Raw genomic sequence first — 19,677 nt, 5'->3', positions numbered from 1 at the left:
AGCGCTCCGTTTTCGGTAGCGTTTGACAGACTTCTTACGCGTGCCTTACAGTCCGTCTGACTGGAAACTGACGCCGACTGCACAGGGGGATGCCATGAGCCTGGATGAACTTCAACGCATCAAGCAGTGGCACGTCCATCATCGCGGCGACCATCCGCTGGAGTACCACCTGTGGGACGGCATGCTCACCTTGTGGATGATGGGATGGGTGGGCTGGGTGCCCGCATTCGCATTCGACGCGCTCTGGGCGATGCCGCTTTGCGTGCTCGCGATGGCCGCTCCCAGCCTCTATGTCACCTGGCGAATGCGCGCCCACCACGCCCGCCGGCTGCGTTGCGACTGGCTCGCGCGCAAGGTCCAGCAGTAGCTCCTGTCCCGCAACAGGCAGCGGCCGCGCGAGGCGAGCCGCTACAGTGCGGCTGAAGGAGACTTCCCATGCAATGTTTCGACCTGCAGCAGGTGGGCCACGTGGCCCACCTGGTGCTGAACCGCCCCGCCGCGCTCAACACGATGGACCCCACGTTCTGGCGGGAGCTGGACGAAGTGCTGGTCCGGCTGCATCGCGGCAAGGAAGCGCGCGTCCTCCTGATCTCCTCCACTGGCAAGCACTTCAGCGCCGGCATGTCGCTCGAGGCTTTTGGCGGCGCGGTGACGCTGGACGACCGCAGCGCGGAAGGGCGCGCGGCGGTGTTCGACCAGCTCACCGACATGCAGGCGACCTTCACCAGACTGGAAACGCTGCGCATCCCGGTGATCGCGGCCATCCACGGCGGCTGCATCGGCGGAGCGGTCGACATGGTCACGGCCTGCTGCCTGCGCTTCGCGACGGCCGATGCGTTCTTCTGCGTGCAGGAGATCAACATCGGCATGGTGGCGGACGTCGGCACGCTGCAACGGCTGCCCAAGCTGCTGCCGATGGCCGTCGTCAAGGAGCTCGCTTACACGGGCCGCCGGCTGCCGGCCGCGCGCGCGTTGTCGCTCGGGCTGGTCAACGAGGTGTTCGAGACCCAGCAGGCGATGATGGAGGCGGCGTTGAAATGCGCTGCCGAGATCGCGGCCAAGCCGCCGGTGGCGATCTGGGGCACCAAGCAGGCGCTGAACTACGCGCAGGACCATTCGGTGGAAGATTCACTGAAGCAGATGGGCTGGCTGCAAGGCGCCATCTGGAGCAACGCGCACGTGCGCGAGGCGATCACGGCGATGAAGGAGAAGCGCGCAGGCGAGTTCCCCTCGCTGGCGCCGCTGCAGTCCTTCCGGGAAATCTGAAAGTGCCGTCATTCCCGCGGAGGCGGGAATCCAGAGCATCCAAAGACGGAAGCCCTGGGCCCCGCCTCCGCGGGGACGACGCCTTCTCTACTGCCGCGCCGTCCGCACATTCGGCGGCAGCGGCATCGGGTGGCTGGTGCGCAGCGGATTGATGTCCAACCCGCCGCGGCGCGTGTAGCGCGCATACACCGCCAGCCGGGTCGGTTTGCACTGCCGCCACAAGTCCATGAAGATGCGTTCCACGCACTGCTCGTGGAATTCGTTGTGGTTGCGAAAGCTCACGAGGTAGCGCAGCAGCCCGCCCTGCTCGATCTGCGGCCCGGTGTAGCGGATCCGGATGCTGCCCCAGTCCGGCTGGCCGGTCACCAGGCAGTTGCTCTTCAGCAGGTTGCTGGTGAGGACTTCCTCCACCGGGGGTTCGCCCGCCACCGTGGTCAGCAAGTGCGGCGCGGGTGTGTAGTCGGTGCATTCGATGTCGAGGCGGTCCAGGCTCAGCCCGTCGAGCTCATGCACCGGCTCCCGGTCGAACACCTCGGGCAGCACCAGGCGCACGCCGACGGTGGCCGGTGACTCCGCGCCGCGCCAGACCGCTTCGCTCAAGTCCGCCCGCAGGCGGTCCCGCACGGCATCGGCCGTCGCGAACACCGTATTGCTGAAACTGCCCAGGTAGAGCTTGAAAGACTTGCTCTCCACGATGTTCGGGGTCTCGCACGGAACTGTCACGTGCGCGATCGCCACTTGGGGCTTGCCGCGCGGATTGAGCCAGCTCAACTCGAACGCCGTCCAGAGGTCGGCGCCGAAAAACGGCAGCGCGCCGGTGAGCCCGATCTCGTGGCGCGCCGGCGCCCGCGCGAGCGGGAACAGCAGCGCTGGGTCGTACTGGTCCGCGTAGTGCGCCTGTTTGCCGAGCAGCGACTGGTCGGGCGTGTTCATCGTGCCTGGGCCTCACGCAGATGGGGCAGCAGGGGCGCGAGGATGCGGTCCACCACGCCGGGTGGCAAATCATGCCCCATGCCGGGGACGGGAACCAGCTTGGCGCCCCGGATGCGCCGCGCCGTATCCTGGCCGCAGGCGAACGGCACCAGCGGATCGCTCAGCCCGTGAACCACCAGGGTGGGCAAGTTGATCCGGTCGAGTTCGTCAGCGCGGTCCGTGTCCGCCGCGACCGCGGCGATCTGGCGCGCCGTGCCGGCCGGGTGGAAGCTGCGTCGCACACCGCGCAGGATGCGCTCGCGCAGTTCCGCTTCGTCCAGAGGGAAGCCCGGGCTGCCGATGACCTTGAAAAGCGAGACGTAGTGGTCGGCGATGGCCTGCTCCGTGTGGTCGCGCGGCCGCCGCAACAGCGCCTGCAGCACCTGGGACTTCGGGCCCGGAAGGTCGCGCGCGCCGCTGGAACTCATGATGCTCGTGAGGCTCAGCACGCGCTCCGGCGCCGCCAGCGCGAGCCGCTGCGCGATCATGCCGCCCATGCTGACGCCGACGACGTGGGCCCGCTGGATCTTCAACGCATCGAGCACGCCGAGCGCGTCGGCGGCCATCGCCTTCAGGTCATAGGGCGCCCGCACCGGGAAGCCGATGCGGTGCTTCAGGCTTTCCCACAACAGGTTGGGCACCCCGAGATGGTCGAACTTGGCGGACAGCCCCACGTCGCGGTTGTCGAACCGCACCACGCGGTAGCCGGCGTCGACCAGCGCCTGCACGAGCGCCGGCGGCCAGGCCACCAGCTGCATGCCGAGACCCATGATGAGGAGCACGACGGGGCGAGCGGCGTCGTCCGGCCCCCCGGCGGTGTCCTCGACTTCCACCGGGATGCCGTTGGCCTGGACTTTCATTCGAAGCGCCGTTCGCGCAGCCACTTGGTGGCGATCCACTTCTCGCCCGCCAGCACGGGCGAGCCGCCGTGCAGGGTCTTGGTGGAGGGATGCGCGCGGTCGTAGCTGAAGAACACCCCGTTGCCGCGTTTGGGCGCGACTTCCAGGTGGATGTCCGGAAACACGGTGCCGCCCCCCTTGGTGGGTTCGCCGAGATACATCACCAGCGTGGCGACGCGCTGGCCGCCGCGCTTCAGGATGGTCGGCGTGCCGGGCTCGACCGGATCGAAATAGTCGTAGTGCGGCTTGTATTCGGCGCCCGGCCCGTACTGCAGGATCTGCAGGCCCTCGCCGTTTTCCTCGGGCCAGTTCACCAGGCGGGCGATCCGTTGCTCGAGGCGCCGCACCACTTCGTGCTCGCCGCGCTGGAAGAACATGCCGTTGCTGGTCCGGTCGGCGTTGACTTCTTCGCCGCCGGTCTTGGTGGCGACGGTGAGCGAGCGCGCCAGGCGGGGCTTCGCCAGGGCGATCAGCGCATCGCATTCCTCATCCGACAGCAGGTTGCCGAACACGACGATGCGCGGATCGGACACGGTCTGCAGCACGCACACCTGCCGGTCGCCCGCGTCGATGTAGAGCGGGGATTCCGCGAGCGCCGGTTCGGGCACGGGCACCGGCTGCGGCTGGCTCTGGTCCTGCTCCGCGGCCTTGCTCTCCAGGTGGCCGCGCAAGGTGGCTTCCATCGCTTCCACGGCGACATCTTCGGTCCAGCCGGAGGCCAGCATCGCCTGCAGCACCGATTCGGCGCTGTGGCCGGCCTCGGCCTGTTCGACGATCCATTTGCGCAGGTCGGGCGTGACCTGCTGACGGGCTTGGGTGGTTGTCATTTCGCGATCCTGCGGCGGAAGACCAGGCGGTCGGGCTCCGAATGGGCCTTGGCGAAAGAGTAGCCTTCCACGGCAAAGGTTTCCAGCCGGCGCGGGGTTTCGATGCGATTCTGGATCGCAAAGCGCGCCATCAGGCCGCGCGCTTTCTTCGCGGGGAAGCTCACCAGCCGGAACGGCCCATCCTCCTTCGCTTCCTCGAACACGCAATCGATCACCCGGCCACGCAAGGCCGCGCGGTCGACCGCCTTGAAATATTCCTGGGACGCCAGGTTGATGACCACGGGGGTCTTGTCCGCCTGCAGCTGCCGGTTGAGGGATTCCGAAATGCGGGTGCCCCAGTACTGGTACAGGTTGCGGGCACGCCCGACCGCCAGCGAGGTTCCCATCTCCAGCCGGTAGGGCTGCATCCAGTCCAGCGGCCGCAGCACGCCGTAGAGGCCGCTCAGCATGCGCACGTGCGACTGGGCCCACTCGAGGTCCGCCGGGCTGAGGCTTTTCGCGGCCAGGCCGTCGTAGACGTCGCCGTCGAAGGCCAGGAAGGCCTGCCGCGAATTGCGCTCCGTGAATTTTTCCGACCAGGCCTGGTAGCGCGCGGCGTTCAGCACCGCCAGGTTGTCGCTGATGTCCATCAGCCCGGACAGCTGGCGCGGCGACTTCTTGCGCAGCACGCCGATCAGGCGTTCGGCATCGGGCGCGAACTCCGGCAGCGTGTGCGGCAGCGCCGCCAACGGCGATTCGTAGTCGAGTGTCTTGGCGGGGGAAAGCAGGAACAGCATCTGGCCGCAATTATCCCCGGCGCCAGCCTCGCCCCGCCAGCCATTGGCAGGTGGCCACCACGCCGACCAGTGCGGCGTAGGTCCCCATCAGGCCGTCGCGCCCGCCCAGCCACAGGCCGCCGGCCAGGACGGCAATCCCTGCTGCGGAATTGATAGCAAACGAAGCCCACCAGCCGGGGGCACCAGCGCCGCGCGGCAGCAGGAAGCGGGCGGCCAGCGCCACCAGGGCGGCAACCGCCAGAGCGGGTGCCGCGAAGCTCAGCAAGTGGATCAGGAAGTCGGCGGGACCCATATTCGCGGGGTTTGATGCAAGCTAAGTGCTTGATCTTCCGGCAAATTTTATAATTCGTCCCATGGCAGTCTGGGCTTTGGGCATCAACCACACGACGGCACCGCTCGACATGCGGGGCCGCTTCGCGTTCGGCCTGGAGCAAATCGCCCCGACTTTGCAGTCGCTGCGGGAGAATTTCGCCTCCCGCACCGGCCGCGAGCCGGAGGCCGCCATCCTCTCCACGTGCAACCGCACGGAGATCTATTGCGCCGCCTCCGGCCAGGAAATCGACCCCACGATCGACTGGCTGGCCCACTCGCGCGGCATCGCGCCGGGGCTGCTGCGCCACCACGCGTACACCCTGCGCGATGGCCAGGCGGCGCGGCACGCCTTCCGCGTCGCCAGCGGCCTCGATTCGATGGTGCTGGGCGAAGCGCAAATCCTCGGCCAGCTGAAGGACGCCGTCCGCGCCGCGGATCAAGCCGGCTCGCTGGGCACGACGCTGAACCAGCTGTTCCAGCGTTCGTTCGCCGTCGCCAAGGAAGTGCGCTCGTCGACCGAGATCGGGGCGCATTCGATCAGCATGGCCGCCGCCGCCGTGCGCCTGGCCGGCCAGCTGTTCGAAGACCTCGGCAAGGTGCGGGTGCTGTTCGTGGGCGCCGGCGAGATGATCGAGCTGGCGGCGACGCACTTCGCCGCGCGCAACCCGAAGTCCATTGCCATCGCCAACCGCACGCTGGAGCGCGGCGAGAAGCTCGCCAGCCGCTTCGGCGGTGAGGTGCTGCGCCTGGCCGACCTGCCGGCGCGCCTGCATGAATTCGACGTGGTCGTGAGTTCCACGGCCAGCCAGTTGCCCATCATCGGCCTGGGCGCGGTCGAGCGGGCACTCAAGGCACGCAAGCACCGCCCGATGTTCATGGTCGACCTGGCGGTGCCGCGCGACATCGAGCCCGAAGTCCAGGCGCTCGAAGACGTCTACCTGTACACGGTGGACGACCTGGCGAACGTGGTGCAGACCGGCCATGCCAACCGGCAGGCCGCGGTGGCGCAGGCCGAGGCGATCATCGACGCCGGGGTCCAGAGTTTCCTGCACTGGATGGACCAGCGCCAGGCGGTGCCGGTGATCCGCCAGCTGAACGCGCAGGCGGACGAGTGGCGGCACGCGGAAATCGCGCGGGCCCGCAAGGCGCTGGCGAAGGGCGAGGACGTGGATGCGGTGCTGGAAGCCCTGTCTCGCGGGCTGACGCAGAAGATGCTGCACGGGGCGCTGGCCGAGCTGCACGCTGGCGATGCCGAGTCGCGCCAGCGGGCGACCACGGCGATCGAACACTTCTTCCTGCGAAAAGAACGGTAGCGGCGCTCGCCGCCCGCCCGTCGCCATCCGTCCTTGCCAATCCGCGGCCTTCAGGCCGCGCTACCGTCCGTCATGAAGCCCTTCCTCCGCCAGCAACTCGAACGCTTCCCCGTCCGCCTGCAGGAACTCGACTTCCACCTCTCGCAGCCGGAAGTGGTGAACGACATGGAGCGCTACCGGGCGCTCACGCGCGAGCATGCGGAGGTGAGCGAAATCGCCGGGCGCTTCCAGCGGTTCCTCGAGCAGGAAAGCAACCTCGCCCAGGCGCGCGAGATGCTCGACGACCCCGACATGGGCGACATGGCGCGCGAGGAGATCGCCACGATCGAGGCCGAGCTGCCCGCGCTGGAGACGGAACTGCAAGGCCTGCTGCTGCCCAAGGACCCGGACGACGTCCGCAACACCTTCCTGGAAATCCGGGCGGGCACGGGCGGTGACGAGTCCGCCCTGTTCGCCGGCGACCTGTTGCGCATGTACGTGCGCTACGCCGAGCGCCAGGGCTGGCGCACCGAGATCGTGAGCGAGAGCGAGGGCGAGGTCGGCGGCTTCAAGGAAGTCGTGATCCGCGTCGTCGGCGACGGCTGCTACGGCAAGCTCAAGTTCGAGTCGGGCGGCCACCGGGTGCAGCGTGTGCCCGCCACGGAAACGCAGGGCCGCATCCACACCAGCGCCTGCACGGTCGCGGCGCTGGCCGAGCCGGACGAAGCAGTCGCGGTCCAGATCAACCCGGCCGACCTGCGCATCGACACCTATCGGGCCTCCGGCGCCGGCGGCCAGCACGTGAACAAGACGGACTCCGCGGTGCGCATCACCCACCTGCCGACCGGCATCGTCGCCGAATGCCAGGACGACCGTTCGCAGCACCGCAACAAGGCCAAGGCGCTGCAGGTGCTGTCGGCGCGCATCCAGGAAAAGGAACGCTCGGAGCGCGCCGCGAAGGAAGCGGCCACCCGCAAGGGCCTGATCGGCAGCGGCGACCGCTCGGACCGCATCCGCACCTACAACTTCCCGCAGGGCCGCCTCACCGACCACCGCATCAACCTGACGCTCTACAAGCTGGCGAACATCCTGGAGGGCGACCTCGACGAAGTGGTGCAAGCCCTGCTGCTGGCCCGGCGGGCCGAGCAGCTCGAAGAGCTGGAGATCGGCATGGGCGCCGCTCGGGGATGAACACCTTGCGCGAAGGCCTCGCGCAGGCGGTCGCCACCGGCGTCGCCCGCCTCGACGCCCAGTTGCTGCTGCTGCACGTGCTCGGCCGGCCGGCCGCGGACCGCGGCTGGGTGATTGCCCACGACGGTGACCCACTCCCTGACGATGCCCATCGCGCGTTCCTGGCCCTGGCAGCACGCCGGGCGGCCGGCGAGCCGCTGGCCTACCTGGTCGGGCAGAAGGAGTTTTTCGGCCTCACGCTGGCCGTGGATGCGCGCGTGCTGGTGCCGCGTCCGGAGACGGAGCACCTGGTGGAGTGGTCGCTCGAAGTGCTGGAAGGCAAGGCGCAGCCCACGATTGTCGACCTGGGCACCGGCAGCGGCGCCATCGCGCTGGCACTGGCCAGCCGGCGGCCAGACGCACGCATCGAGGCCGTGGATGCCTCGATGGGCGCCTTGGAAACCGCCGCGGCCAACGCGCGCGCCCTCGGCCTGGCCGTGGCCTTCCGGCAAGCGGACTGGCTGGCCGGCGCGCAGGGGCCTTACGACCTGATCGTCAGCAATCCGCCCTACGTCGCCTCGGCGGATCCGCACCTGGCGGCCCTGAAGCACGAACCCTTGTCCGCCCTGGCCTCGGGCGCCGACGGCCTGGATGCCCTGCGCGCGATCGCCGGCCAGGCGCCCGCCCTGCTGCGCCCTCGCGGCTGGCTGCTGCTGGAACACGGGCACGACCAGGCGCCGGCCGTCCGGGCTTTGCTGGAAGCTGCTGGGCTGTCCCAAATCCAGAGCCGCAACGATCTCGCGGGCATCCCGCGCTGCACCGGCGGGCTTCGGCTTGAACTGGGATAATCCACCGCCATCTGCAGAAGAGTCTTGTCTAGGAGAGATTTCGACATGAGCGACGTTCAACAACGCATCGACGGCCTGGTCAAGGGCAACGACGTCCTGCTCTTCATGAAGGGCAATGCGACCTTTCCGCAATGCGGCTTTTCCGGCCGCGCGATCCAGATCCTCAAGGCCTGCGGGGTCGACCCGCGCCAGCTCGCCACCGTGAACGTGCTGGAAGACGACGAGATCCGCCAAGGCATCAAGGAATACAGCAACTGGCCCACCATCCCCCAGCTGTACGTGAAGGGCGAATTCATCGGCGGCTCGGACATCATGATGGAGATGTACCAGAACGGCGAACTCCAGCAGGTGCTGGGCACGCCGTCACAGGCCTGAGTACGCGCCGATAGCACTCTGCCGGCCCGGCTGCTACCAAGCCGCCCCCTCCCTCCGTCCCGCCTCCACTGTCGACTCCTGCTGACAGTGCGGCGCGCCGCGCGCCGCGGCGTGTTGCCCATTGGCACGCCTTATGCTGGAATCAGTTCACAGCCGAGTCGTCGTTGAAGGAGAGGTCGATGGAATCACGTAGTCTCGTTCCTCAGAGCCCGGGCCTGAAGTTGCCGATCGCCAACTTGCGCAGCGTGTTCCGCCCGCATGACGTCGAGCGCAAGCTGGCCAAGCTGCCCAACCGTGACCACGAGAACCTGCGGGCGACCTACGAACGCATGCTCGAGCGCGGCCCGGATCGCTTCCAGGTCAAGCCCAGCGGTGTGCCCGAGATGGCCTCGCTCTACGAGCAACTGCCGAATTTCGCGGACGCGCTCGACGACGTGAAGCGCCATGTGGCGCTCTCGCAGGACGGCGGCGATGGGCTCGAAGTCACGCCCATGTTGCTGCTCGGTCCGCCCGGCATCGGCAAGACCCATTTCGCGCGCCAGCTGGCCGACCTGCTCGGCACCGGCATGAACCTGGTGCCCATGAGTTCGATGACGGCGGGGTGGCTGCTGTCGGGCGCGTCGTCGCAATGGAAGGGCGCCAAGCCCGGCAAGGTGTTCGAAGCGCTGGTGGAGGGGCAATACGCCAACCCGGTCCTGGTGATCGACGAGATCGACAAGGCGAGCGCCGATGCGCAATACGATCCGCTCGGCGCGCTCTACGGCCTGCTCGAGCACGACACCGCGGGCGCCTTCATGGACGAGTTCGCGGAGATCGCGATCGACGCCAGCCAGGTGATCTGGATCATGACGGCCAACGACGAGCGCTGCATCCCCGAGCCCATCCTGAACCGCATGAACGTGTTCGAGATCGATGCGCCGAACCTGGAGCAGGCGCGGCAGATCGCCCGCAACCTGTACGTTTCGATCCGTGGGGACCACGGCTGGGGCCGGCGCTTTGAAGAAGAACCGTCGGACGACCTGCTGGACCAGCTGGCGGAGCTGGCTCCGCGCGAGATGCGGCGCGCCCTGATGACGGGGTTCGGCAACGCGCGGTTGGCGCATCGGGGGCAGATCCAGGCCGAGGACCTGCCGAAAGCCGGCGCGGGCAAGACCCGCATCGGCTTCATGCAGTAGCCGGGCCCCTCAGCCCCCCGGCCCGCCGGGAACCCGTTCGCTCGGTTTCGATGGGTCCGGCGACCTCTCCGGGATGACGCCGGGCTGCATGTCGAACTGCCAGTTGCGCGCGGCGGCGAACACCGCATTGGGATATTGCGGCTGGCCCCGGCTGCCGTTGTAGCGTCCGAGCGCCATGTAGAGGTCGCCCCGCTCGCGGTCGAGGTAGTGGCGCAGGATGACGCAGCCGAACCGCAGGTTGGTCTGCATGTGGAACAGCTTGGAGACGTCCCCGTCGCCGATGACGCGGGTCCAGAACGGCATGACCTGCATGTAGCCGCGGGCGCCCACCGGGCTCACCGCGAATTTGCGGAAGGCACTCTCCACCTGGATCAGGCCGAGCACGAGCTGGGTGTCGAGGCCGGCGCGCCGGCTCTCGTACCAGACGGTCTGCAGGAATTCCTTGCGCTCCTGCCAGGAGGGCTTGCGCCTCTGCAGCCGTGCGCTCATGGCGCCGAGCCAGCGCAGGTAGGTCAGGCGCGCCTCGAGGCTCGCGAACTCGGGGATCGGCGGCGCGCTGTTGGCCACGGCCGAACTGAGCGCGGTGCGGATCGAGTCGACCAGGGGCTCCTCGAGCTGGCCGCCCGCGCGCGCCGGGCTCGCGCCCAGCGACCAGAGTCCGGCGCCGCCCAGCGCCGACGCGATCCAGCGGCGCCGCCGGATCACGCCGCCAGCCGACCCCGCAGGAAGTCCAGCACCTCGCCCACCGCCACCTTGCTGGCCGCCGTGTCGCGCCGGTGCTGGTATTCCAGCTGGCCTTCCTTCAAGCCGCGATCGGAGATCACCACGCGGTGCGGCACGCCGATCAATTCCCAGTCGGCGAACATCGCGCCGGGGCGTTCGCCCCGGTCATCGAGCATGACGTCGATGCCGGCGGCGGCCAGCTCATCGTGCAGCTTTTCCGCGGCCGCCTTCACGTCAGCGCTGCGGTCCATGCCGATCGGGCACAGCACCACCGTGAACGGGGCGATGGCGTCGGGCCAGATGATGCCGCGCTCGTCGTTGTTCTGTTCGATGGCGGCCGCCGGCAGCCGCGTGATGCCGATGCCGTAGCACCCCATCTGGAAAGGCTTCGGCTTGCCATCCTCGTCCAGGAACGTGGCATTCATCGGCACGCTGTACTTGGTGCCCAGCACGAAGATATGGCCGACTTCGATGCCGCGCTCGATGGCGAGCCGGCCCTTGCCGTCGGGCGACAGGTCGCCCTCGACCACGTTGCGCAGGTCGGCCACGGTGTCCGGCTCCGGCAGGTCCCGGCCCCAGTTCACGCCGGTGAGGTGGTAGTCCTCCTCGTTGGCGCCGCAGATCCAGTCGGCCATCAGCGCCACCTCGCGGTCGGCCACGATCTTCACCGGCTGCTTCAGGCCGATCGGGCCCAGGTAGCCGGGCTTCGTTCCGAAGTGCGCCTCGATCTCCGGCACCGTCGCGAAGCGGAAGCCGTCCAGCCCCGGCACCTTGCCTGCCTTGATCTCGTTCAAGCCGTGGTCGCCCCGCACCAGCAGCAGCCAGACTTGCGTCTTCACGACGTTGCCCCTGTCGTCGTGCTGGTCGGTCGCCAGCACCAGCGACTTGACGGTCGTGGTCAACGCCACGCCCAAGAGCTGCGCGACGTCCTCGCAGGTGGCCTTGCCCGGGGTGGGCACGCGGGTCATCGCCTGGGCCGCAGCCGCCCGCGGGCCCGCCGGCGCGAGCGCCTCGGCCTTCTCCATGTTGGCCGCGTACTCGCTGTCCGGGCAATAGACGATGGCGTCCTCTCCGGTCGCGGCGATCACCTGGAATTCCTGGCTGACGTCGCCGCCGATGGCGCCGCTGTCCGCCGCCACGGCGCGATAGCGCAGGCCGAAACGGTCGAAGATGGCGCGGTAGGCCTGGCCCATCTGCTGGTAGCTCCGCTTCGCGGCTTCGAGGTCGCGATCGAAGCTGTAGGCATCCTTCATCACGAACTCACGGCCACGCATCAGGCCGAAGCGGGGCCGGCGTTCGTCGCGGAACTTCGTCTGGATCTGGTACAGGTTCTTCGGCAGCTGTCGGTAGCTGCGCAGTTCCTGCCGGCCGATGTCGGTGATCGCCTCTTCACTGGTGGGCTGCACGACGAAATCGCGCTCGTGCCGGTCCTTGATGCGCAACAGTTCCGGCCCGTAGGCCTGGAACCGGCCGCTTTCCTGCCACAGCTCGGCCGGCTGCACCACGGGCATGGTGAGCTCCACCGCGCCGGCGCGGTTCATCTCCTCGCGCACGATCGCCTCGACCTTGCGGATCACGCGCAGGCCCATGGGCATGTACGTGTAGATGCCGGCGCCCAGCTTCTTGATCATGCCGGCGCGCATCATCAGCCGGTGGCTGGCCACCTCGGCATCGGCGGGTGCTTCCTTGAGCGTGGAAATGAGGAACTGGGAGGCTTTCATGAATCTGCGCAGGGAGATTGGGTGACTGAGCCCTTCCAGCGCGCAGGGGCGCCGTGCATAATGAACTCAGTTCAAAGATTTGGGGTCAGATTATGCTTGACCGGGACGGCTTCAGGCCTAACGTCGGCATCATCCTGCTCAACCAGAAAAACCAGGTGTTCTGGGGCAAGCGGATCCGGACACACAGCTGGCAGTTTCCGCAAGGCGGCATCGATCGCGGCGAAAGCCCCGAACAGGCCATGTTCCGGGAACTGCACGAGGAAGTCGGGTTGATGCCGGAGCATGTCCGCATCGTCGCGCGCACGCGCGACTGGCTGCGCTACGAAGTGCCCGAGCGGTACATCCGCCGCGACGCGCGCGGACACTACAAGGGCCAGAAGCAGATCTGGTTCCTGCTGCAGCTGACCGGGCAGGACTGGAACCTCAACCTGCGCGCCACCAATCACCCCGAGTTCGATGCCTGGCGCTGGAACGACTATTGGGTGCCGCTCGACGTGGTGGTGGAGTTCAAGCGCGGCGTGTATGAGATGGCGCTGCGCGAACTGGCCCGCTATCTGCCGCGCAACGACCACCGCAACCGCTACCTCCGCAGCGGCATGCGCGCCCGCGAGCACGACCACCTGGGCCACGATGGCGGCGGCATGCTGCCGGGGCCGGCGATGGAACTGCCGCCGGGCGCCAGCTTCGAACCGAATCCGCAAGCGGCCTTCGTGAAGGGCAAGCATGCGCTTTGAGCGATGGCTGCTGGCGATTGCCTTCGCGAGCACCGGCGCGATCGCCCAGGTGCTGCCGGCCGACCCTGACTGGAAGGAAGTGGAAGCGCCCCGCCCGCCGGCCCTGCGCACCACGGGCCTGATCATGCTCGAAGTGCGGGGCAGCAGCCTGCAGTTCGGCGTGGACCCGGAGTCGTTCTCGATCGGGCCCGACGCCATCGTGCGCTACGTCCTGGTCGCCCGCAACGACAGTGGCGCGCTGAATGCGCTCTACGAGGGCATCCGGTGCAACAGTGGTGACGTGAAGGTGTATGCGCGGCACGACCCCGACAAGGGCTGGGTGCCTGCACCTGGCGCGGAATGGGTGCCCCTGCAGCGTGGCCGGCACGAGCGGACCAGCCTGCAGGTGGCGCGCCAGGGCGCGTGCATGGGGCATTCCCCGAACGGGTCGGCCCGGCAGATCGTCGAGGACTTGCGCGCCCCGGTCAATCGGCGCTTCGGCGCCCGCTGACGCTTTCCTATCGGGTGACGACCAGATTCGTCCGGTGGATCATCTCGGGCTCGGCCACGTAGCCCAGCAGCCGTTCGATGTCACTTGAGGGCTTGCGGCACAGCAGGCGGGCTTCGGCTGCCGCGTAGTTGGCCAGGCCGCGTGCGATCTCCCGGCCGCCGGGGTCGCGCACCGCGATCACGTCGCCCCGCGAGAAATCGCCATCCACTGTGGTCATGCCGATCGGCAGCAGGCTCTTGCCTTCGTCGCGCAGCTTGGCGACGGCGCCCGGGTCCACGGTCACGGCCCCGCGCAACTGCAGGTGGTCGGCGATCCAGCGCTTGCGCGCCTGGTGCTTCTGCGTGGGCGCCACCAGCAGCGTGCCGATGATTTCGCCGCGCGCCAGGCGGACCAGGCAATCCGGCTCGCGGCCCCAGGCGATGACGGTCGACGCGCCGGAGCCGGCGGCGCGCTTGGCGGCGAGCACCTTGGTGATCATGCCGCCCCGGCCGATGCTGGAGCCAGCGCCGCCGGCCATGGCTTCGAGCGCGGCGTCACCGGCGGCGGCCTCCTGGATGAAACGCGCGGCGGGGTCCTTGCGCGGGTCGGCGCTGTACAGGCCCTTCTGGTCCGTCAGGATCACCAGCAGGTCGGCCTCGACCAGGTTGGCCACCAGGGCGCCCAGGGTGTCGTTGTCGCCGAACTTGATCTCGTCGTTGACGACCGTGTCGTTCTCGTTGATCACGGGCACCACGCGCAGGCCCAACAGCGTGAGCAGCGTCGAGCGGGCGTTCAGGTAGCGTTCCCGGTCCGCCAAGTCCGCATGGGTCAGCAGCACCTGGGCCGATGCCAGCCCGTGCTCGCGCAGCTTGGTCTCGTACATCTGCGCCAGGCCCATCTGGCCGACGGCGGCGGCGGCCTGCAACTCATGGATCTCGTGGGGCCGCGTGGCCCAGCCCAGGCGCTTCATGCCTTCGGCGATCGCGCCGCTCGACACCATGATCACTTCGCGGCCGTCGGCGGCGAGCGCCGCCAGCTGGCGGGACCATTCACCGATGGCGGTTTCGTCGAGGCCGCGGCCTTCGTTGGTGACCAGGCTGGAGCCGACCTTGACGACGATGCGTCGGGCCTCGCCCAGCACGGCGGACAAGCCCCCGGCGTCCCCAGCGGCGCTCATTGTTCGTCGGCCGGCCCGCCGGCAAATCGCACGTCGACCTCGGTGACGGGCTGCTCCGCGACCTGCTGCGCATGCACATGCTGGTAGATGGCCTGGACCAGGTGCTCGCAGCCCTCCCGCGTGAGCGCGGAGATCTGGAACAACGGGCCCTTGTAGCGCATGCGCTTCACGAAATCCTTGACCCGGGCCTCGCGCTCCTCGGCCGGCACCATGTCCAGCTTGTTCAGCACCAGCCAGCGGGGCTTCTTGTAAAGACCCTCGTCGTACTTCTTCAGCTCGCCGGCGATGGCTTTCGCCTGCGCCACGGGGTCCGCGCCGTCGAAAGGTGCGATGTCGACGAGATGCAGCAGCAGGCGGGTGCGCTGCAGGTGGCGCAGGAACTGGTGGCCCAGGCCCGCGCCCTCCGCCGCGCCTTCGATCAGGCCGGGCAGGTCAGCCACCACGAAGCTCTGCTCGGGACCCACCCGCACCACGCCCAGATTGGGATGCAAGGTGGTGAAGGGGTAATCCGCGATGCGCGGGCGCGCGTTCGAGATGGCGCTGATCAGCGTCGATTTCCCGGCGTTCGGCATGCCCAGCAGGCCAACGTCGGCCAGCACCTTCAACTCGAGCTTCAGGCTGCGCTTTTCGCCGGGCCAGCCGGGCGTCTTCTGCCGCGGCGCCCGGTTGATCGAGCTCTTGAAGCGCATGTTGCCGAAGCCGCCGTCGCCGCCCTTGGCGATCATGATCTGCTCGCCCGGCACGAGCAGCTCGAACAGCACTTCGCCCGTTTCCACGTCGGAGAGGATGGTGCCCACCGGCATCTTGAGCACGATGTCGTGGCCCATGGCGCCGAACATGTCGGAGCCCATGCCGTGCTCACCGCGCCCCGCGTCGTGCCGGCGCGAATAGCGGTAGTCGACCAGGGTGTTCAGGTTCGGGTCGGCCACGGCATACACGTGGCCGCCGCGCCCGCCGTCACCGCCGTTGGGCCCGCCGAATTCCTTGTACTTCTCGTGCCGGAACGAGACGCAGCCGTTCCCGCCATCTCCGGCGGAGATGTCGATGAAGGCTTCGTCTACGAATTTCATAACGGAGGAAAAACGAAGCCCCGACAAGCGGGGCTTCGCACTTGCATGTGAAGATTAAATCAGCTTTGGGCCGGGACGACGTTGACCGTCTGCTTGTTCAGCGAACCCTTGACCTGGAATTTCACGTGGCCGTCCACCAGGGCGAACAGCGTGTGGTCCCGGCCCAGGCCGACATTGACGCCGGGGTGGAACTTGGTGCCGCGCTGGCGCACGATGATGGAGCCGGCGCTGATGAGTTCGCCGCCGAAGGCCTTGACACCCAGCATCTTGGGCTGGGAATCGCGCCCGTTTCGCGTAGAGCCGCCGCCTTTTTTCTGTGCCATGTCCGTTGCTCCTGGATCAGCCGGCGATCGCGCCGATTTGCAGTTCGGTGTACTGCTGGCGATGCCCTTGATGCTTCTGGTAGTGCTTGCGGCGGCGCATCTTGAAGATGCGGACCTTGTCGTGCTTGCCGTGTGCCACAACCGTGGCGATGACCGTGGCACCGGATACCAGGGGGACACCGATCTTCAGGTCGCCGCCGGTTCCGACTGCGAGCACCTGATCGAAGGTGATTTCCTGGCCGATGTCCGCAGTAATCTGTTCTACTTTGATCTTGTCGCCGGAAGCAACACGATACTGCTTGCCTCCGGTTTTTATGACCGCGTACATAGTGACCTCTTGAATAGGGGCGACCCGAGAGGGTCGACGATTCCTCCGGACGGATTTCCGGAAAGCCCAAGATTTTAGCATAGGTTGCGGTCCATGCCCGAGAGTGGGTCCGGGGCGGCGAAGAGCGCACGAGGTCATTCCTATAATCCGGCAACCTTCCGCGAAGCCCGACTTGACCGACCCTGCCGCCACCGCGTCCTCCGTACTTTCCCTGATCGCTGACGACATGCGCGAGGTCGACGCGGTGATCGGCCGCCGCCTGGACTCCGGCGTCCCGCTGGTCGGCCAGGTGTCGCGCTACATCATCTCCTCGGGCGGCAAGCGCCTGCGGCCCGCCCTGCTGCTGCTGGTGTGCGGCGCCCTGGGCTACCGCGGCACCCAGCGCCACAACCTGGCGGCGGTGGTCGAATTCATCCATACGGCGACGCTGCTGCACGACGACGTGGTGGACGATTCCACGCTCCGGCGGGGCCGGCCGACCGCCAACCAGCATTTCGGCAACCCCGCGAGCGTGCTGGTGGGCGACTTCCTCTATTCGCGCGCCTTCCAGATGATGCTGGACGCGCATGACGTGCGGATCATGGAGATCCTGGCGGACGCCACCAACGTCATCGCCGAGGGCGAGGTCATGCAGCTGATGAACATGCATGACCCGGCGCTGGACGAGGCCGCCTACCTGCAGGTCATCCGCTCGAAGACCGCCAAGCTGTTCGAAGCGAGCGCCCGCCTGGGGGCCGTGCTGGCCGGCGCGCCAGCTGCCATCGAACAGGCCTGCGCCACCTATGGCCAGGCGCTGGGGACCGCTTTCCAGGTCATCGACGATGTGCTGGACTATGACGGCGACGCCGAGGAGATGGGCAAGAACCTGGGGGACGACCTGCGCGAAGGCAAGGTCACCCTGCCCCTGATCGCCGCCATGCGGCGCGGCTCGCCGGAACAGACCACCCTGATCCGCCAGGCCGTGGAGACGGGAGCGCTCCACGAGCTGGAACGCATCGTTGCGGTGGTCAGGGAAACCGGCTCGCTCGACGTCGCCCGGGATGCCGCGGCGACCGAGGCCCGGCGTGCCATCCAGGCCGCCGAACAACTGCCCCCGAATTCGCATGCGGACGGTTTGGTACAATTGGCGGCTTCGCTGCTGCAGCGCCGCCACTGACTCCCATCAGCGCGCGGCGTCCCGCGGCACCATCGGGGTGTAGCTTAGCCTGGTAGAGCGCTACGTTCGGGACGTAGAGGCCGGAGGTTCGAATCCTCTCACCCCGACCAGTTTTTCCATTTCCTGGTCCTTCATCCGCTTGGCCGTGGTGCGCTTTGGCGCACTCGCGTGACATCCACCCAACTGCGGGGCCCAGTTCGGGGGTGGACGCATTTACAGCAGCTCTGCTTTTGGCGATGATAGGTGAATGCTGTCCTCCACGAGGCGTTGTTTTTTCGTGCCCGAACCCCGTAGCGAACTCCGCAGAGAACCTCGCAGTTAATGGCCGCTGTCGATCCCGCCGCCGCTGAAGCCTCCTCCGTCGCCCTGCCGGGGCTGGGGCGCGCGCTCGTCTCCGCCGGCAAGCTGGGGCAGAAGTCCGCCGACGAGATCTACCGCAAGGCGCAGGCCAACCGCACCAGCTTCATCGCCGAACTGACCGGCTCGGGCGCGGTGTCGGCCTCGGACCTGGCCCACACGATGTCGAGCGCTTTCGGCGCGCCCCTGCTCGATCTCGACGCCATCGACATCCAGCGGCTGCCCCGCAACCTGCTGGACAACAAGATCTGCGTGGCTTACCGGGTGGTGGTGCTGTCCAAGCGCAACAACCGGCTGATCGTCGCCACGGCCGACCCGTCGGACCAGCAGGCCGCCGACAAGATCAAGTTCGCCACCCAGATGGGCGTCGACTGGGTGATCGCCGAGTACGACAAGCTGACCAAGATGGTGGAGGCCAACGCCACCACGGCCACGGAGGCCATGGACAGCATCATCGGCGAGGACTTCGAGTTCGACGAATCGACGATGGACGGCGCGGTCGTCGACGAGGACGACAAGGGCGCCACCTCCGACGTCGAAGACGCGCCGGTCGTCAAGTTCCTGCACAAGATGCTGCTGGACGCGATCGGCGCCCGCGCGTCGGACCTGCACTTCGAACCCTACGAGCACACCTACCGCGTCCGCTTCCGGGTGGACGGCGAGCTGCGGGAGATCGCCTCGCCCCCCGTTGCCATCAAGGACAAGCTGGCTTCGCGGGTCAAGGTGATCTCGCGCATGGACATCTCCGAAAAGCGCGTCCCGCAGGACGGCCGGATGAAGCTCAAGGTCGGTCCCGACCGCGTGATCGATTTCCGGGTCAGCACCCTGCCCACGCTGTTCGGCGAGAAGATCGTCATCCGGATCCTGGACCCGGCCGCCGCCAAGGTGGGCATCGAGGCCCTGGGCTACGAGCCCGAAGACAAGAAGCGACTGCTCGACGCCATCGGCCGGCCCTACGGCATGGTGCTGGTCACCGGCCCCACCGGCTCCGGCAAGACGGTGTCGCTCTACACCTGCCTGAACCTGCTGAACAAGCCGGGCATCAACATCTCCACGGCCGAAGACCCGGCGGAAATCAACCTGCCCGGGGTGAACCAGGTCAACGTGAACGACAAGGCCGGCCTGACCTTCGCGGTCGCCCTCAAGTCGTTCCTGCGGCAGGACCCGGACATCATCATGGTCGGCGAAATCCGCGACCTGGAAACCGCGGACATCGCCATCAAGGCCGCCCAGACCGGCCACCTGGTGATGTCCACGCTGCACACGAACGACGCGCCGACCACGCTCACGCGGATGCGCAACATGGGCATCGCGCCCTTCAACATCGCCTCCAGCGTCATCCTGATCACCGCGCAGCGCCTGGCGCGGCGCCTGTGCCCCAATTGCAAGCAGCCGGCCGACATCCCCTACGAGAACCTGATCGACGCCGGTTTCACGGAAGAAGATGTCGACGGCAGCTGGACGCCTTACCATCCGGTCGGCTGTTCCGCCTGCAACAATGGCTACAAGGGCCGGGTCGGCATCTACCAGGTGATGCCGATCAGCGAGGACATGCAGCGCATCATCCTGGCCGACGGCAGCGCGATCGACATCGCCGAGCAATCGCTCAAGGAAGGCGTCCGCAGCCTGCGGCAAGCCGGCCTGCAGAAGGTCAAGCAGGGCCTGACTTCCCTCGAGGAAGTGCTGGCCGTCACCAATGAATAAGAG

The 19,677-nt window shown here is 67.7% G+C and carries 22 protein-coding genes and 1 tRNA gene; 12 read left to right on the top strand and 11 right to left on the bottom strand.

Annotated features, from left to right (window positions below; all coding sequences use genetic code 11):
* Positions 1–94 precede the first annotated feature (94 nt).
* On the top strand, positions 95–367 hold the full coding sequence (locus FN976_RS21050; protein ID WP_145895039.1) for a hypothetical protein: 273 nt from the start codon (positions 95–97) through the stop codon (positions 365–367).
* A 68-nt stretch (positions 368–435) separates the two neighbouring features.
* Positions 436–1,266 carry an enoyl-CoA hydratase-related protein gene (locus tag FN976_RS21045; RefSeq protein ID WP_145895038.1) on the top strand — a complete coding sequence of 277 codons (831 nt, stop codon included), beginning with the start codon at positions 436–438 and terminating at the stop codon, positions 1,264–1,266.
* Between the two features lie 87 nt (positions 1,267–1,353).
* Here FN976_RS21045 and queF read toward each other — a convergent pair whose 3' ends face one another.
* The 5 genes from queF to FN976_RS21020 are packed head-to-tail and all read right to left on the bottom strand — an operon-like array spanning position 1,354 to position 5,032.
* On the bottom strand, positions 1,354–2,199 hold the full coding sequence (queF, locus tag FN976_RS21040; RefSeq protein ID WP_145895037.1) for an NADPH-dependent 7-cyano-7-deazaguanine reductase QueF: 846 nt from the start codon (positions 2,197–2,199) through the stop codon (positions 1,354–1,356).
* The gene (locus FN976_RS21035) at positions 2,196–3,098 is read right to left on the bottom strand and encodes an alpha/beta fold hydrolase (protein WP_145895036.1); all 903 of its coding nucleotides are present in this window, start codon (positions 3,096–3,098) and stop codon (positions 2,196–2,198) included. The genes queF and FN976_RS21035 overlap by 4 nt, the downstream gene beginning before the upstream one ends.
* Positions 3,095–3,964, bottom strand: coding sequence for a 2OG-Fe(II) oxygenase (locus FN976_RS21030; RefSeq protein WP_145895035.1), 870 nt, complete (start codon positions 3,962–3,964; stop codon positions 3,095–3,097). Before FN976_RS21030 ends, FN976_RS21035 begins: the two co-directional genes overlap by 4 nt.
* Positions 3,961–4,740, bottom strand: coding sequence for a peroxide stress protein YaaA (gene yaaA, locus FN976_RS21025; protein WP_145895034.1), 780 nt, complete (start codon positions 4,738–4,740; stop codon positions 3,961–3,963). Before yaaA ends, FN976_RS21030 begins: the two co-directional genes overlap by 4 nt.
* A 10-nt stretch (positions 4,741–4,750) precedes the next feature.
* Positions 4,751–5,032: a hypothetical protein gene (locus FN976_RS21020; RefSeq protein WP_145895033.1), complete on the bottom strand. Its 282-nt coding sequence runs from the start codon at positions 5,030–5,032 to the stop codon at positions 4,751–4,753.
* Positions 5,033–5,093: 61 nt separating this feature from the next.
* On the opposite strand from FN976_RS21020, the gene hemA reads away from it, so the two are divergent.
* From hemA to FN976_RS20995, 5 genes are all read left to right on the top strand, one after another.
* Positions 5,094–6,365: a glutamyl-tRNA reductase gene (gene hemA / locus FN976_RS21015; RefSeq protein WP_145895032.1), complete on the top strand. Its 1,272-nt coding sequence runs from the start codon at positions 5,094–5,096 to the stop codon at positions 6,363–6,365.
* Between the two features lie 72 nt (positions 6,366–6,437).
* Positions 6,438–7,535, top strand: coding sequence for a peptide chain release factor 1 (gene prfA / locus FN976_RS21010; protein ID WP_145895031.1), 1,098 nt, complete (start codon positions 6,438–6,440; stop codon positions 7,533–7,535).
* On the top strand, positions 7,532–8,362 hold the full coding sequence (gene prmC, locus FN976_RS21005; RefSeq protein ID WP_145895030.1) for a peptide chain release factor N(5)-glutamine methyltransferase: 831 nt from the start codon (positions 7,532–7,534) through the stop codon (positions 8,360–8,362). Before prfA ends, prmC begins: the two co-directional genes overlap by 4 nt.
* A 45-nt stretch (positions 8,363–8,407) precedes the next feature.
* Positions 8,408–8,737, top strand: coding sequence for a Grx4 family monothiol glutaredoxin (gene grxD / locus FN976_RS21000; protein WP_145895029.1), 330 nt, complete (start codon positions 8,408–8,410; stop codon positions 8,735–8,737).
* 179 nt (positions 8,738–8,916) lie between these two features.
* Positions 8,917–9,912: an AAA family ATPase gene (locus tag FN976_RS20995; protein ID WP_145895028.1), complete on the top strand. Its 996-nt coding sequence runs from the start codon at positions 8,917–8,919 to the stop codon at positions 9,910–9,912.
* Between the two features lie 9 nt (positions 9,913–9,921).
* On the opposite strand, the gene FN976_RS20990 is transcribed toward FN976_RS20995, so the two are convergent.
* Both FN976_RS20990 and FN976_RS20985 read right to left on the bottom strand, forming a co-directional pair.
* Positions 9,922–10,617 carry a lytic transglycosylase domain-containing protein gene (locus FN976_RS20990; RefSeq protein WP_145895027.1) on the bottom strand — a complete coding sequence of 232 codons (696 nt, stop codon included), beginning with the start codon at positions 10,615–10,617 and terminating at the stop codon, positions 9,922–9,924.
* Positions 10,614–12,356, bottom strand: coding sequence for a proline--tRNA ligase (locus FN976_RS20985; RefSeq protein ID WP_145895026.1), 1,743 nt, complete (start codon positions 12,354–12,356; stop codon positions 10,614–10,616). The genes FN976_RS20990 and FN976_RS20985 overlap by 4 nt, the downstream gene beginning before the upstream one ends.
* Before the next feature lie 92 nt (positions 12,357–12,448).
* On the opposite strand from FN976_RS20985, the gene FN976_RS20980 reads away from it, so the two are divergent.
* Positions 12,449–13,090 (top strand): RNA pyrophosphohydrolase, encoded by a 642-nt coding sequence (locus tag FN976_RS20980; RefSeq protein WP_145895025.1) that lies wholly within the window; start codon positions 12,449–12,451, stop codon positions 13,088–13,090.
* Positions 13,080–13,580 carry a CNP1-like family protein gene (locus FN976_RS20975; protein ID WP_145895024.1) on the top strand — a complete coding sequence of 167 codons (501 nt, stop codon included), beginning with the start codon at positions 13,080–13,082 and terminating at the stop codon, positions 13,578–13,580. The genes FN976_RS20980 and FN976_RS20975 overlap by 11 nt, the downstream gene beginning before the upstream one ends.
* 7 nt (positions 13,581–13,587) lie before the next feature.
* On the opposite strand, the gene proB is transcribed toward FN976_RS20975, so the two are convergent.
* Genes proB through rplU form a run of 4 tightly spaced genes read right to left on the bottom strand, consistent with a single transcriptional unit; the run spans position 13,588 to position 16,457 of the window.
* Positions 13,588–14,736, bottom strand: coding sequence for a glutamate 5-kinase (gene proB, locus FN976_RS20970; protein ID WP_145895023.1), 1,149 nt, complete (start codon positions 14,734–14,736; stop codon positions 13,588–13,590).
* Positions 14,733–15,806 (bottom strand): Obg family GTPase CgtA, encoded by a 1,074-nt coding sequence (gene cgtA, locus FN976_RS20965; protein WP_145895022.1) that lies wholly within the window; start codon positions 15,804–15,806, stop codon positions 14,733–14,735. The genes proB and cgtA overlap by 4 nt, the downstream gene beginning before the upstream one ends.
* A 59-nt stretch (positions 15,807–15,865) precedes the next feature.
* Positions 15,866–16,129, bottom strand: coding sequence for a 50S ribosomal protein L27 (gene rpmA, locus FN976_RS20960; RefSeq protein ID WP_145895021.1), 264 nt, complete (start codon positions 16,127–16,129; stop codon positions 15,866–15,868).
* A gap of 16 nt (positions 16,130–16,145) precedes the next feature.
* Positions 16,146–16,457: a 50S ribosomal protein L21 gene (rplU, locus tag FN976_RS20955; protein ID WP_145895020.1), complete on the bottom strand. Its 312-nt coding sequence runs from the start codon at positions 16,455–16,457 to the stop codon at positions 16,146–16,148.
* Positions 16,458–16,683: 226 nt separating this feature from the next.
* Between rplU and FN976_RS20950 the strand changes: the two genes are divergently transcribed.
* The 3 genes from FN976_RS20950 (at position 16,684) to pilB (ending at position 19,674) form a co-directional block, all read left to right on the top strand.
* Positions 16,684–17,613: a polyprenyl synthetase family protein gene (locus FN976_RS20950; RefSeq protein WP_145895142.1), complete on the top strand. Its 930-nt coding sequence runs from the start codon at positions 16,684–16,686 to the stop codon at positions 17,611–17,613.
* 33 nt (positions 17,614–17,646) lie between these two features.
* A tRNA-Pro gene (locus FN976_RS20945) sits at positions 17,647–17,723 on the top strand.
* 211 nt (positions 17,724–17,934) lie between these two features.
* Positions 17,935–19,674, top strand: coding sequence for a type IV-A pilus assembly ATPase PilB (pilB, locus tag FN976_RS20940; protein WP_145895019.1), 1,740 nt, complete (start codon positions 17,935–17,937; stop codon positions 19,672–19,674).
* Positions 19,675–19,677: the final 3 nt, after the last annotated feature.

It is taken from the genome of Caenimonas sedimenti (assembly GCF_007833165.1).
Classification (GTDB): Bacteria; Pseudomonadota; Gammaproteobacteria; order Burkholderiales; family Burkholderiaceae_C; genus Ramlibacter; species Ramlibacter sedimenti.
The sequence above is the reverse complement of the archived record's forward strand: the minus strand, read 5'-3'. Positions and strand labels throughout refer to the sequence as shown.

Bases quoted from the DNA above. Each gene is read 5' to 3' on its own strand.
- FN976_RS20950 (WP_145895142.1), top strand. From the start codon at position 16,684: ATGCGCGAGGTCGACGCGGTGATCGGCCGCCGCCTGGACTCCGGCGTC.
- FN976_RS21020 (WP_145895033.1), bottom strand. From the start codon at position 5,032: ATGGGTCCCGCCGACTTCCTGATCCACTTGCTGAGCTTCGCGGCACCC.
- rplU (WP_145895020.1), bottom strand. From the start codon at position 16,457: ATGTACGCGGTCATAAAAACCGGAGGCAAGCAGTATCGTGTTGCTTCC.
- FN976_RS21030 (WP_145895035.1), bottom strand. From the start codon at position 3,964: ATGACAACCACCCAAGCCCGTCAGCAGGTCACGCCCGACCTGCGCAAA.
- rpmA (WP_145895021.1), bottom strand. From the start codon at position 16,129: ATGGCACAGAAAAAAGGCGGCGGCTCTACGCGAAACGGGCGCGATTCC.
- prfA (WP_145895031.1), top strand. From the start codon at position 6,438: ATGAAGCCCTTCCTCCGCCAGCAACTCGAACGCTTCCCCGTCCGCCTG.
- grxD (WP_145895029.1), top strand. From the start codon at position 8,408: ATGAGCGACGTTCAACAACGCATCGACGGCCTGGTCAAGGGCAACGAC.
- hemA (WP_145895032.1), top strand. From the start codon at position 5,094: ATGGCAGTCTGGGCTTTGGGCATCAACCACACGACGGCACCGCTCGAC.
- FN976_RS20975 (WP_145895024.1), top strand. From the start codon at position 13,080: ATGCGCTTTGAGCGATGGCTGCTGGCGATTGCCTTCGCGAGCACCGGC.
- cgtA (WP_145895022.1), bottom strand. From the start codon at position 15,806: ATGAAATTCGTAGACGAAGCCTTCATCGACATCTCCGCCGGAGATGGC.
- prmC (WP_145895030.1), top strand. From the start codon at position 7,532: ATGAACACCTTGCGCGAAGGCCTCGCGCAGGCGGTCGCCACCGGCGTC.
- FN976_RS21050 (WP_145895039.1), top strand. From the start codon at position 95: ATGAGCCTGGATGAACTTCAACGCATCAAGCAGTGGCACGTCCATCAT.
- FN976_RS21045 (WP_145895038.1), top strand. From the start codon at position 436: ATGCAATGTTTCGACCTGCAGCAGGTGGGCCACGTGGCCCACCTGGTG.
- FN976_RS20995 (WP_145895028.1), top strand. From the start codon at position 8,917: ATGGAATCACGTAGTCTCGTTCCTCAGAGCCCGGGCCTGAAGTTGCCG.
- queF (WP_145895037.1), bottom strand. From the start codon at position 2,199: ATGAACACGCCCGACCAGTCGCTGCTCGGCAAACAGGCGCACTACGCG.
- FN976_RS21035 (WP_145895036.1), bottom strand. From the start codon at position 3,098: ATGAAAGTCCAGGCCAACGGCATCCCGGTGGAAGTCGAGGACACCGCC.
- FN976_RS20980 (WP_145895025.1), top strand. From the start codon at position 12,449: ATGCTTGACCGGGACGGCTTCAGGCCTAACGTCGGCATCATCCTGCTC.
- proB (WP_145895023.1), bottom strand. From the start codon at position 14,736: ATGAGCGCCGCTGGGGACGCCGGGGGCTTGTCCGCCGTGCTGGGCGAG.
- pilB (WP_145895019.1), top strand. From the start codon at position 17,935: ATGGCCGCTGTCGATCCCGCCGCCGCTGAAGCCTCCTCCGTCGCCCTG.
- FN976_RS20985 (WP_145895026.1), bottom strand. From the start codon at position 12,356: ATGAAAGCCTCCCAGTTCCTCATTTCCACGCTCAAGGAAGCACCCGCC.
- yaaA (WP_145895034.1), bottom strand. From the start codon at position 4,740: ATGCTGTTCCTGCTTTCCCCCGCCAAGACACTCGACTACGAATCGCCG.